General features: G+C 63.1%; 11 protein-coding genes. 6 read left to right on the forward strand and 5 right to left on the reverse strand.

All coding sequences use genetic code 11. The features are described 5' to 3' along the window. A complete protein-coding gene (hpaI, locus tag C722_RS0115455) occupies positions 1 to 798 on the forward strand; it encodes a 4-hydroxy-2-oxoheptanedioate aldolase (RefSeq protein WP_017641373.1) in 798 nt (265 codons plus the stop codon). Here hpaI and hpaR read toward each other — a convergent pair. Further along, positions 795 to 1,259: a homoprotocatechuate degradation operon regulator HpaR gene (gene hpaR, locus C722_RS0115460; protein WP_017641374.1), complete on the reverse strand. Its 465-nt coding sequence runs from the start codon at positions 1,257 to 1,259 to the stop codon at positions 795 to 797. The two genes, hpaI and hpaR, sit on opposite strands and share 4 nt — an antisense overlap. A 689-nt stretch (positions 1,260 to 1,948) precedes the next feature. Between hpaR and C722_RS0115465 the strand changes: the two genes are divergently transcribed. Then, positions 1,949 to 3,607: a methyl-accepting chemotaxis protein gene (locus C722_RS0115465; RefSeq protein WP_017641375.1), complete on the forward strand. Its 1,659-nt coding sequence runs from the start codon at positions 1,949 to 1,951 to the stop codon at positions 3,605 to 3,607. A 139-nt stretch (positions 3,608 to 3,746) separates the two neighbouring features. On the opposite strand, the gene C722_RS0115470 is transcribed toward C722_RS0115465, so the two are convergent. Together C722_RS0115470 and rlmE are read right to left on the reverse strand one after the other, a co-directional pair. Further along, complete coding sequence (locus tag C722_RS0115470; RefSeq protein ID WP_017641376.1) at positions 3,747 to 4,118, reverse strand: hypothetical protein; 372 nt, start codon at positions 4,116 to 4,118, stop codon at positions 3,747 to 3,749. Between the two features lie 361 nt (positions 4,119 to 4,479). After that, complete coding sequence (rlmE, locus tag C722_RS0115475; protein WP_017641377.1) at positions 4,480 to 5,100, reverse strand: 23S rRNA (uridine(2552)-2'-O)-methyltransferase RlmE; 621 nt, start codon at positions 5,098 to 5,100, stop codon at positions 4,480 to 4,482. Positions 5,101 to 5,345: 245 nt separating this feature from the next. Between rlmE and C722_RS0115480 the strand changes: the two genes are divergently transcribed. The 4 genes from C722_RS0115480 to C722_RS0115495 all read left to right on the forward strand — a co-directional run bounded on the left by C722_RS0115480 (position 5,346) and on the right by C722_RS0115495 (position 8,949). Beyond that, on the forward strand, positions 5,346 to 6,995 hold the full coding sequence (locus tag C722_RS0115480) for an NAD(P)/FAD-dependent oxidoreductase (protein ID WP_017641378.1): 1,650 nt from the start codon (positions 5,346 to 5,348) through the stop codon (positions 6,993 to 6,995). Next, the gene (locus C722_RS0115485) at positions 6,995 to 7,726 is read left to right on the forward strand and encodes an RNA methyltransferase (protein WP_017641379.1); all 732 of its coding nucleotides are present in this window, start codon (positions 6,995 to 6,997) and stop codon (positions 7,724 to 7,726) included. The genes C722_RS0115480 and C722_RS0115485 overlap by 1 nt, the downstream gene beginning before the upstream one ends. A gap of 111 nt (positions 7,727 to 7,837) precedes the next feature. Beyond that, positions 7,838 to 8,329, forward strand: coding sequence for a hypothetical protein (locus C722_RS0115490; RefSeq protein WP_026083882.1), 492 nt, complete (start codon positions 7,838 to 7,840; stop codon positions 8,327 to 8,329). Positions 8,330 to 8,631: 302 nt separating this feature from the next. Beyond that, the gene (locus C722_RS0115495) at positions 8,632 to 8,949 is read left to right on the forward strand and encodes a hypothetical protein (RefSeq protein ID WP_093252168.1); all 318 of its coding nucleotides are present in this window, start codon (positions 8,632 to 8,634) and stop codon (positions 8,947 to 8,949) included. A gap of 275 nt (positions 8,950 to 9,224) precedes the next feature. Here the strand turns inward: C722_RS0115495 and C722_RS0115500 are convergent, their stop codons facing one another. Both C722_RS0115500 and C722_RS25865 read right to left on the reverse strand, forming a co-directional pair. Beyond that, positions 9,225 to 9,662 carry a hypothetical protein gene (locus C722_RS0115500; protein ID WP_017641382.1) on the reverse strand — a complete coding sequence of 146 codons (438 nt, stop codon included), beginning with the start codon at positions 9,660 to 9,662 and terminating at the stop codon, positions 9,225 to 9,227. Positions 9,663 to 10,312: 650 nt separating this feature from the next. After that, the gene (locus C722_RS25865) at positions 10,313 to 10,891 is read right to left on the reverse strand and encodes an AraC family transcriptional regulator (RefSeq protein ID WP_017641383.1); all 579 of its coding nucleotides are present in this window, start codon (positions 10,889 to 10,891) and stop codon (positions 10,313 to 10,315) included. Positions 10,892 to 10,938: the final 47 nt, after the last annotated feature.

A 10,938-nucleotide genomic window follows, 5' to 3' on the forward strand; every position in this document is an offset into this window, starting at 1 on the left:
ATGGACCTGCCACTGAACACCTTCAAGCAACGCCTCAAGGGCGGCGAGCCGCTGATCGGCCTCTGGGTCGGCCTGGCCGACGCCTATGCCGCCGAACTGGCCGCGACCCTCGGCTACGACTGGCTACTGCTCGACGGCGAGCACGCGCCCAACGATCTGCGCGGTCTGCTCGGCCAGTTGCAGGCGGTAGCGCCCTATCGCAGCCAGCCCATCGTGCGCCCACCGATAGGCGATGCGGTGCTGATCAAGCAGTTGCTCGACATCGGCGCCCAGACCCTGCTGGTGCCCATGGTGGAATCCGCCACCCAGGCGCGCGAGCTGGTGCGGGCCATGCGCTACCCGCCCGAGGGCATTCGCGGCGTCGGCAGCGCCCTCGCCCGGGCCTCGCGTTGGAACACCGTGCCCGACTACCTGAATCGCGCCGAGGAGCAACTCTGCCTGCTGGTGCAGGTGGAGAACCGCGCGGGCCTTGCCGCCCTGCCGGAGATCCTGGCGGTCGAGGGCGTCGACGGCGTCTTCATCGGCCCCGCCGACCTCAGCGCGGCCCTGGGCCATAGAGGCAATCCAGGGCATCCCGAGGTGCAGGCCGCCATCGAGACGGCCATCGGCCAGATCGTCGCCAGCGGCAAGGCCGCCGGCATTCTCAGCGCCGACCAAGGCCTCGCTCGGCGCTACCTGGAACTGGGCGCGACCTTCGTCGCCGTGGGCGTGGATACCAGCGTGCTGGTCAAGGGGCTGCAGACCCTGCTGGCAGCCTTCAAGGACGTGCAGCCCGTGGCAGGCGGTGGCGTCTACTAGAGGTCCTGCGCGGATTCGGCGGGCGGCGTCACCCCGCCTTCCGGCTCGATCCGCTTGAGTTCTTCGAGCAGACCGATCAGCGTCCCGAGCTTTTCTTCGCCGAATTGTTCGAGGATGCGCTGATAGTTCGCTTCCATGCCGCCGGCCATGGCGGCAAAGCAGGCCTCGCCCTGGGCGGTCAGCTTGACGTGTACCCGTCGGGCATCCCGGGCGTTGCGATAGCGCTCCACATAACCCGTCTGCTCCATCCGCACCAGCACCCCGGACATGCTCGGCTTGAGGATGCAGGCCTGATTGGCCAGTTCGTGCATTTCCGTATCGCCACGCTGCTTGAGCAAGCGGATGACCCGCCACTGCTGCTCGGTAAGGCCATGCTGATTGAGCAATGGCCGGAAAAAGGCCATGGCGGCTTCGCGTGCTTGCAGCAGGGTCAGGGTCAGGGAAACGCGGGGGGTCAACATCGATGGGCTCGGCGGCGAAAGAGGCTCAATCGTACACGCTGCGCGAGCCCCGGACCCAAGGGGTTTTGCCAGGCCTTGAGCACAGTCGACTCTCATCGTTGCAATTGGCCTTGAAAAGGGTCGCTCCTGGAATCGCTCTGGCCGCGCAATCGACTCGGTTGCCAAGCGTCGAACAAGCGGGCATGGCCTTTTCACCAAGTCCCTGCGGGACCCTGAGGTCTTCGCGGATGGTTGATACAGGCCTTCGATACCGCGCTTACTCCCTTACCATCGATACGGCGAGCCGATCCGCGAGCGGCAATACTTCTGATAAAGAATAAGTAGCGATACTTTCGCAAAGACCGCATCCGCTCCGTACGAATGGAATGGCGAAGAATGGATGCTGATCGACTCGCCATCACCCCAGCTACCGTAGAACGCCGGGATCCTTTCGTACCAGACACTTCACCAGTCATTCGAAGAATCGCCAGCGGTAGTTTATCGAGTACCAAGCCACTCAAATACGCATCGCAAAAACCTTTACTGGAGCAACTTAGCCTTATTTCGCTAAGTTCCAGTTAATCGTCACCACGGCACTAGGCCACTATAAATTTAATATCTGCCCATCCGAAAGACTGATCATTGACGTCATTAACCCGTCATTGGTCCTCGCTAGCGTCGCACGCTAGCTTCTTCGCAGGAGCTTTCAGATGTTCAAGAATTTCCGGATTGGCACTCGACTCATCGTGTCCTTCATCGCCGTGGCGTCCATCAGCCTGCTGGTGGGTTTGGCGGGTCTGAGCAACAGCAGCCAGATCAACGATCTGGCGACCCAGCTTTATCAAAACGAATTGCTCGGGCTTTCGTACATCAAGGAGGCCAACCTGAATCTTGTTTTCATCGGTCGCGCACGCAGCAACTACCTGCTAGCGACCAGTGATGAAGACCGCCGTCGCGCCCAGGCGGAGGTCAAGCTGGGCCTCGCCAACGTCAGAGACAATCTCGCCAAGGCCCGACCGCTGTTCAGTAGCGAGGCCTCGGCGACCAACTTCCGGCAGATCGACGAATTGCTCGGCAGCTACACCTCGCAGCTGGACCAGGCGATGACGATCGCGGGCACCAGGGCGCTGCGTGACGCCGACCCGGAGCTGGACAACCAACTGGCCAGCGTCCGCCGTTATGGCGATCAGGTCGGCGTGTTGATGACCGAGCTGTCCAAGCGCAAGGAGCAGAACGCCAGCGACGCCAACGATCTCACCGACCAGATCTATGCCCGCAGTCGAGTCATGCTGATCGGCCTCATCGCGGTGGGTGTGGCCTTTGGCATCCTGCTCGGTTTCCTGATGAGCCGCAGTATCACCCGCCCCCTGCGCGCCGCGGTCGCGATCGCCGATCGCCTGGCCGCCGGCGACCTCACCCAGCGCATCGAGGCCGAGGGCCGTGACGAGACCGCGGCCCTGCTCCGCGCCATGGGCGGCATGAACCAGCGCTTGGGGCAGATCATCAGTGACGTCCGCAGTGCCTCCGATGGCCTGGCCAGCGCCTCGGAAGAGATCTCCGCCACCGCCCAGAGCATCAGCCAGGCCAGCACCGAGCAGGCCGCCTCGGTCGAGGAAACCAGCGCCAGCGTCGAGCAGATGTCGGCCTCCATCGCCCAGAACACCGAGAACGCCAAGGTCACCGACGGCATGGCCGGCAAGGCCAACCGCGAGGCGAACGAAGGCGGTCAGGCCGTGAGAGACACCCTGGTGGCCATGAAGACCATCGCCGCCAAGATCGGCATCATCGACGACATCGCCTACCAGACCAATCTGCTGGCACTCAACGCGGCCATCGAAGCGGCGCGCGCCGGTGAGCATGGCAAGGGCTTCGCGGTGGTGGCCTCCGAGGTGCGCAAGCTGGCGGAACGTAGCCAGGTGGCGGCCCAGGAGATCAGTAATGTCGCCCAGGGCAGCGTGGCCCTGGCCGAACGCGCCGGCTCGCTGCTGGACGACATGGTGCCCTCCATCAGCAAGACCTCCGACCTGGTGCAGGAGATCACCGCCGCTTCGGAAGAACAGAGCGCTGGCGTCGACCAGATCAACAGCGCCATGCTGCAGCTGAGCCAGGTGACCCAGCAGAACGCCTCGGCCTCCGAGGAACTGGCCGCCACCGCCGAAGAGATGAGCAGCCAGGCCGAGCAGTTGCAGCAACTGATGGAGTTCTTCGTCCTGAACGGCGCCTCGTCCACGCAACGCTTGGCGCACCCCGCTACCAAGGGGTCGGAACCGGGCCTGGCCAAGCGAGCCGCAGCGCTGGTCGACAGCTCCCGGCACACGACCCAAGGTCGCGTACCCACTGGCTATGCGCTTTTCGAGGAGCCTGCCTGATAGCGAGCCGACCCTGGCAAAGGTGTTCACCCCTGGGTGAACACCTTCAGCTGCAGGACGCTCCACGGGAGCTGTCAAGCCTGCCCTATCATCCCTGCACTGCAGGGATCGGCGAAACAAGGGGTACGCCTACAAAACCTCAGCTGCGTAGGCCGAGAAACTCCTGCAGTCGCAGCGCTATCAGTCTGACCTCCGCCTTTTCGGAGAAACCGACCCGTGGCCAGTCATAGCGGCTGTCACATTCGGTGGCATGGCCGCTGTCGGCTTTCAGCTGCTTGAAGAAGTGTCTGGTTTCAACGATCCCTCGACCTGCCCTTCTGGCATGGGATTCGACGTCGAAGGCAATCTCGCCCAGATTGCCCTCCGCCAGACCCGCAGCGGCCCGGTACAGGAAGAGCTGGCCGCGTTCGGCCTTTACACAGCGAAAGCCCTGCCCGTTTTCCATTTCGTACAAGGCTCCGTAGATATCCGTGAGCAATCTTCTGGCCGTCTCGAACACATACTCATCCATCTATCCAGCTCCCTGCTTTTCGGCAAAAGATCGCGGCAACACCGGTATGGGCGCGGATCATAGAGAACCCTAGCAGTCGTTCAGGAATTAACTCCCGACGGAAACATCGCCTCACAGTTGCCAGACATGGATAGATAGGCGAATCAGATCCTGGCCACGCAGTTTCCCGGCCCACAGGGCTAAGGAACGTCTTGACGAAGGACATGACGATGCGCCGTACCTGTCTCAGGATCCTGTGCAGACCTCGACAAGTCGCGGTAGGAATTAATGATCAGCCAAGCTTTCGCCGTGGACGCCACCGCGTGGCGGACAGTCATCTCAGCGGGCCATCGACAGGCCCGCGCCTGATGCCGGAGCGGACCTAGCCCTTGAAACCCTTGCCCACCAGATAGACCTCACGCGAGCGGGGACGCGAGGCTTCGGGCTTGCGGATCGACACCTTCTCGAAGGAGGTGCGTACGTCCTTCAGAAAGACATCGGAGCCTTCGCCCTGGAACACCTTGACCACATAGTTGCCGCCCGGCTTGAGCACCTGGCGCACCATGTCGAGGGTCAGCTCCACCAGGTACATCGCCGCCGCTTGGTCGGCCGCCGCGACGCCGCTGATGTTGGGCGCGATGTCGGAGACGATCAGATCGGGCTGCCGGCCATCGAGCACGCCGAGGATCTTTTGGAAGACGGCATCGTCGGTGAAGTCGCCCTGGACGAAGTCGACGTTGTCGAGGGCTCCCATCGGCAGGATGTCGGTGGCCACCACGCGGCCCTTTTCGCCGACGATGCCCCCGGCCACCTGCGACCAGCCACCCGGAGCCGAGCCCAGGTCCATGACCAGCATGCCCGGGCGGATCAGCTTGTCCTTTTCGTTGAGCTCGATCAGCTTGTAGCTGGAGCGCGAGCGCAGGCCGTCTTTCTGAGCGCGTTTGACGAAGGGATCGTTGACGTGTTCATCCAGCCAGCGACGGCTGCTTTTGGATCTTTTCATGTTGGAGCTACCACGGGAAAGCGGGTGAGAAGCGGACGCACGCCAGGTCTGGCCGGCCGCGAAGTGGCGGCGATTATAAGCCGATAACGCCCCGGGACGAATCAGGGATCGCCCGGGTGACCGCCAGACCGCCCAGAGGCGCGCCCATCGTCCCAGCCTGACAGCGCCGGGGCCGCCGGGTACAATCGCCCCCCCACCCCTTCTCGTCCCTTCCTTTGCCGGAGTCACCGGCCAGGATTATTGTCATGATTCGCATCAACGAACTGTCGCTGCCGCTTGATCACACCCCCGCCGAACTGCGCCAGGCCATCCTCGGCCGCCTGAACCTGCGCGACGCCGATCTCCTGCATTTCACCGTGTTCAAGCGCAGCTACGATGCGCGCAAGAAGAACAGCGTCATCCTGTTCATCTATATCATCGACCTGGAAGTGCGCGACGAGGCGACGGTGCTGGCGCACTTCGCCAATGACCTGCACGTACGACCCGCACCGGACACCGGCTACTACCCGGTCGGCCAGGCGCCGGCGAATCTGACCGAGCGCCCGCTGGTGGTGGGTTTCGGCCCATGCGGCTTGTTCGCCGCCCTGCTGCTGGCCCAGATGGGCTTCAAGCCCATCGTGCTGGAGCGCGGCAAGGAGGTGCGCAGCCGTACCAAGGATACCTGGGCGCTGTGGCGCAAGAAGGTGTTGACGCCCGAATCCAACGTGCAATTCGGTGAAGGCGGCGCCGGCCTGTTTTCCGATGGCAAGCTCTACAGCCAGATCAAGGATCCGAAGTTCTACGCCCGCAAGGTGATGCACGAATTCGTTCGCGCCGGCGCGCCGGAGGAGATCCTCTACGTCAGCAAACCGCATATCGGCACCTTCCGCCTGACCGGCGTCGTGGCAGCCATGCGCGAGGAAATCATCGCCCTTGGCGGCGAAGTCCGCTTCGAAACCAAGGTGACCGATCTGGTGATCAACGACGGTCAGCTCGAAGGCGTGGTGCTGGCCAATGGCGAGACCCTGCACAGCCGCCACGTGGTCCTCGCCCTGGGCCACAGCTCCCGCGACACCTTCCGCATGCTGCATCGCCAGGGTGTGTTCATCGAGGCCAAGCCCTTCGCCATCGGTTTCCGCATCGAACATCCCCAGGGCATGATCGACGAGGCCCGCCTGGGTAAATACGCCGGCCACCCCGAGCTGGGCGCCGCCGACTACAAAGTGGTGCATCACGCCAAGAATGGCCGCGCCGTGTACAGCTTCTGCATGTGCCCCGGCGGCACCGTGGTGGCCGCCACCTCCGAGCCGGGCCGCGTGGTCACCAACGGCATGAGCCAGTATTCGCGCAACGAACGTAATGCCAACTCCGGCATCGTGGTGGGGATCAATCCCGAACAGGACTTCCCCGGCGATCCGCTGGCCGGCGTCGAGTTGCAGGAGCGCCTGGAATCCCGTGCCTACGAACTGGGCGGCAGCGACTATTCCGCGCCCGGCCAGCTGGTCGGCGACTTCATTCGCGGCGTGCCCTCCACCGCATTCGGCGAAGTGGAACCCTCCTACAAGCCGGGCGTGCGCCTGGGCGATCTGGCGCCGTCGCTGCCGGCCTATGCCATCGAGGCCATCCGCGAGGCGCTGCCCGCCTTCGGCAAGCAGATCCGCGGCTTCGATCGCCCTGACGCCATCCTCACGGGCATCGAGACCCGTACTTCCTCGCCGGTGCGTATCACCCGGGATAACGACAGCCTGCAGAGTCTGAATCTGCGCGGCCTCTACCCGGCCGGTGAAGGCGCCGGCTATGCCGGTGGCATCCTGTCCGCAGGCGTGGATGGCATCAAGGTGGCCGAGGCCCTGGCCAGATCCATGCTGTCGCAAGGCGACGAGCAGGACGTCCCGCTGGTCCGGGCCGCTGGCTAATGAAGCTCGACGACCTCAAGAAGCTCCACCAGAAGAAGTACCGCGCCGAATTCGGCCACTTCCTGGTGGAGGGCGAGCACCTGGTGCTGGAGCTGCAAAAGGCCGCGCTGCAAAATCCCCCGCTGCAGCGCGCCGAGCTCTATGTGACGACTGCCTATGAGCACTGGCAGAGTCCGTTCCGGACGCACCTGATCAGCGATCGGCAGATGGCGCAGCTGGCCGACACCAAGACCCCGCAAGGGATCCTGGCGGTGGCGCCGATGCCCGCCGCCCTGACGGCCGCACCGGCAGCCGTCGAGGGCGAGCGCGCGGTCTATCTGCACGAGATCCAGGACCCGGGCAATCTGGGCACCATCCTGCGCACCCTGGCTTGGTTCGGCGGCTTTCGCTGCCTGCTCAGCGCTGGCAGCGTCGACCCCTACAATCCCAAGGTGGTCCGCGCCAGCATGGGCGCCATCTTCCACACGCCGCTGGAGCTGGATGTCGCACTCGACGGCCTGCAGGAGCGCTTCCCGCGCCTCGCCTGCCTCGATATGCAAGGCACGCCGGTACAGTCAGCCCAGTTCAAGGCCTTCGATTGCTACCTGTTCGGCAACGAGGCCCGCGGCGTTCCCCGCGAGCAACTCACGGCCCTGAATGCCCAGCCCTTCACCATCGCCGGCGCGGGCGCCATCGAATCACTGAATCTGGCGGCGACGGTGAACATGTGCGCCTATGAGTTGAGTCGGTAGCGGCATCGTTCACTTTGGATTACGAAAGCGCGCGCGATTTGCGGCTCCATCGAGCTGAACAGTCCCGCGCGCACCCGGTCCGTATGGGAACGACCACCGGGAGAATCGACGATGACGACAACCAGCAACCTCTTGTGGGGCGCCTTGGCTATTGGCGTGGTGACAGGCATGCGCAGCATGCTGGCGCCGACCATGGTCAGCCAGGCGCTGGCCGAGCGTGCGGACATAGAGGGCGCGGGCGAACCTGCACGTACCCTAGCGTCGCGTCAGGTACGGCGCTACGTGATGCCCCTGGCCGCCGGTGAGCTGTTGGGCGACAAGATGCCCTTCGCCCCGGATCGCACCATTGCGCCATCGCTGCTGGTCCGTGCCCTATCCGGCGGCATCAGTGCGGCAGCGCTCGCAGGTGCGCGGCGACGACCGATACTGCTGCCCGCATTGATCGGCTCCAGCGCCGCCTGTCTTGCCGCCAAGGTGGCGATCGATCTACGCAAGCGCTACGGCACCAATGCCTGGGTCAATGCGGGTCTTGGCCTGACCGAGGACTGCTTGGCCGTGTCGCTGGGCAACGCCGGGTTGCGTCGGGCCCTGCAGGATCGCTAGGACAGAGGTCGCACGCCGCTCGCCCTTCACTCTGCCCGGCAGGCCGCGCACGCCCTATCTACCTCAACATGAGCGAGTGCGAACATCGCCGGGCATGAATCGTCCAGAACCCCGCCGGAACTCCTATTAGGCATCGCGATCAGAGTTAGCATGAGTGCTCCAACCCTCATTGACTTCAGCCCTGCCAGAGAGCGGGGCTTTTTTTGCCTGTCGTCCAAGGGGTGAGCAAGGCTGTCGAGTGCCACCTATGAGGGTGCCGGCACGGCATGGTAAGACACCTCTTTCACCACGAGAAAATCGCCATGCGCCATCTGTTGCTACCGCTACTCCTAGCACCCGCGATTCTGCTTAGCAGCCCCGCCTTCGGCCAGCAGGCGCTGGAAACGGATAGCGACTACCTCCAGCACCGGGCAGCCTCGTTGAGTGAGCGGATAAACCTTGCCGTCAAGGGTCACCAGGTGTCCAAGCAACAGGCAGCACGTTTGCAAATGGCCGTAGGCCAGGTGCAGACACGTGCGGGGCATCTACAGGCTCGCGACGGAACGATCAGCCGGCCGGATGCCGATGCCATGAACCAGACGCTTACCGACGTTGAAAGAACGCTTACCCATCAGCCGTGATGGATAAGGCAGATACATGTTCTCCCATGACAGATCTCCAATGTTCCTCAGTAGCCTCCATGGCCACCGCTGACGTGACGTTGTTGGAGTCCTTACTGCTGCGTACATCAGTCCGGTAGGGTCCCTAGACTTTCGAGAGCGAGCATCTGTCCACCTTCAGAGCTTCGTACTGTCTGGCGGCAGCTCGTCTGGCCTGGCCATGAGCATGCTCTTCGTCGAGGTGCCGCCGGTTAGCGACTAGCGACTAGCTGCGGTGATTATCATGTTTTGGTAATTCAACTGGGACGCGAATGCAGCACAGCGAGGCTGATCTGCACCAAAAGCATCTCGGGGCCGGCTTCTGATCGATGACTGATCAACTCTTCTCTTTTCTCGGTTTGTGCCTCCCCGGCCCTCGTGATCATGAAACGATAAAGCTCGATAGGTTCGTTGGTTACCGCGTTTCGGATCAAGACAATGCAGGCAATCTTTCCCTCGTCGTCGTGGGAAAGCGGGTGAGTAATGATTTCGAAGAATCGGCCAAGCACAACGGCCTTGAAACGATCTTCAGTTGCCTGAATGTGCGTCCAGACTTCAGCGACGTCTTCACCGCCCGCAAGATCGGCCATGATGTCGAAATACCTGGCCGTATGCGCCTTGGCCCGCCTGAGGTCCTTTCCGAACGATGCAAGCATCTGGACGCCAGCGATGTAGTCTTTGCCTACCGATTCCATGGACAAGCTCCTGGTTGTGAAAGAGGAAGCTGGGACGGGTATAGAGACAATGGGTCGAATGTTCTTCTTTCGGACCTGCTACGCACGGAGAAGACTCCCTGTCCCCTTAGCACCGAGAGGTGCGCGCCACCTCGAGAACACGCCTGGAAAGCAAACGGACTACCGCGCCCCGGACAATGTGCAGGGCCAGCGATCCCGCGTTGCGACGCCATGTTGCATGCAGGTACCGCGGATCAGACGCAACGGGGGCGGGATCGGGGTCATTACCCGCTCTCCATCGGCTCGACCTGAGCCTGGATGCGAAGCGCGTCCGTCCCAGCCAACCACCGCTTTGACCGCTCTGCTGGAGCGGTCGGCTGTTCGCCCACGCCGTTCGCAACGCGGCGTCGAACGCCATTGGCCATCGAACTACCTCGTGACTCGTCTCCGCGACTCGAACAAATCGCCCTGCAGATAGGCTGAAGCGAACTGCGCAGCGTCGGCGAGACCTTTCGGCAGCAGGGTGCCGTAGTGCCTGGAACCTGTCGGAAAGCGCTGTAGTCATGACGTCGCATGGCAGAACGGCCGGGTCGTCTGTCGCCCGGAGTGCGCGCCCGGCGTGGCCGCTGCCCGGTGCCGTCCCTGCATGCTTTCCACTTGCACCAATAACATCAACTAGCCGTACGGATAGTATCCGCAGGGATATCACTTGCGTCGTGCATCACGTCCTGCCGCATGGATCGCCAACGGCGCGGGGTATGACCGGCAAGCCTTGCGAAGGTCCGACAGAAGTGGGACTGGTCGGAAAAGCCGCATTCCAGAGCCACGTAGGCAACGGAAAGATCTGTCTCCACCAGCAGACCCTTGGCCTTGTCGATTCGGCAGGCCAGGGCCCACTCCTGAGGGGATACGCCCGTGGCTTTCTTAAAGGCGCGGGAGAAGTGACTACGCGAGAGCGAGCAGCTTTTCGCGACTTCCGCGACCATCAGCCGGCTGCTGTCGCCCTGGTCCTTGCCCAGTAGCTCCTTCGCCTTTCGTTCCTGCCAGGGTGCCAGCGCGATACGTGCCTGTGGTTCACCTTCAGGCCGCGCGTAGTGCTGCAAGAGGTGACCGCACAGCTCTCGCCCGGCTTCCAGCAGGCGCCGCGTCTCCACTGCGCAGGCATTCTCCAGGGCGTCCTTGAGCAAGTCGACCAGTTGGTAGGTCTCGGCGTCCAGGGCGCGGGCGTGAGGCAAGTAAGAGCTGGGCATGAGATCTCTCCTGAAACTGATGGAGAGAGCGTGCCGGACATCGCGCG

The sequence above is a fragment of the Pseudomonas sp. 313 genome (assembly GCF_000316965.1).
Taxonomy (GTDB): domain Bacteria; phylum Pseudomonadota; class Gammaproteobacteria; order Pseudomonadales; family Pseudomonadaceae; genus Chryseomonas; species Chryseomonas benzopyrenica.

Bases quoted from the DNA above. Each gene is read 5' to 3' on its own strand.
- C722_RS0115500 (WP_017641382.1), bottom strand. From the start codon at position 9,662: ATGGAATCGGTAGGCAAAGACTACATCGCTGGCGTCCAGATGCTTGCA.
- hpaR (WP_017641374.1), bottom strand. From the start codon at position 1,259: ATGTTGACCCCCCGCGTTTCCCTGACCCTGACCCTGCTGCAAGCACGC.
- C722_RS0115495 (WP_093252168.1), top strand. From the start codon at position 8,632: ATGCGCCATCTGTTGCTACCGCTACTCCTAGCACCCGCGATTCTGCTT.
- rlmE (WP_017641377.1), bottom strand. From the start codon at position 5,100: ATGAAAAGATCCAAAAGCAGCCGTCGCTGGCTGGATGAACACGTCAAC.
- C722_RS0115465 (WP_017641375.1), top strand. From the start codon at position 1,949: ATGTTCAAGAATTTCCGGATTGGCACTCGACTCATCGTGTCCTTCATC.
- C722_RS25865 (WP_017641383.1), bottom strand. From the start codon at position 10,891: ATGCCCAGCTCTTACTTGCCTCACGCCCGCGCCCTGGACGCCGAGACC.
- C722_RS0115490 (WP_026083882.1), top strand. From the start codon at position 7,838: ATGACGACAACCAGCAACCTCTTGTGGGGCGCCTTGGCTATTGGCGTG.
- C722_RS0115485 (WP_017641379.1), top strand. From the start codon at position 6,995: ATGAAGCTCGACGACCTCAAGAAGCTCCACCAGAAGAAGTACCGCGCC.
- C722_RS0115470 (WP_017641376.1), bottom strand. From the start codon at position 4,118: ATGGATGAGTATGTGTTCGAGACGGCCAGAAGATTGCTCACGGATATC.
- C722_RS0115480 (WP_017641378.1), top strand. From the start codon at position 5,346: ATGATTCGCATCAACGAACTGTCGCTGCCGCTTGATCACACCCCCGCC.
- hpaI (WP_017641373.1), top strand. From the start codon at position 1: ATGGACCTGCCACTGAACACCTTCAAGCAACGCCTCAAGGGCGGCGAG.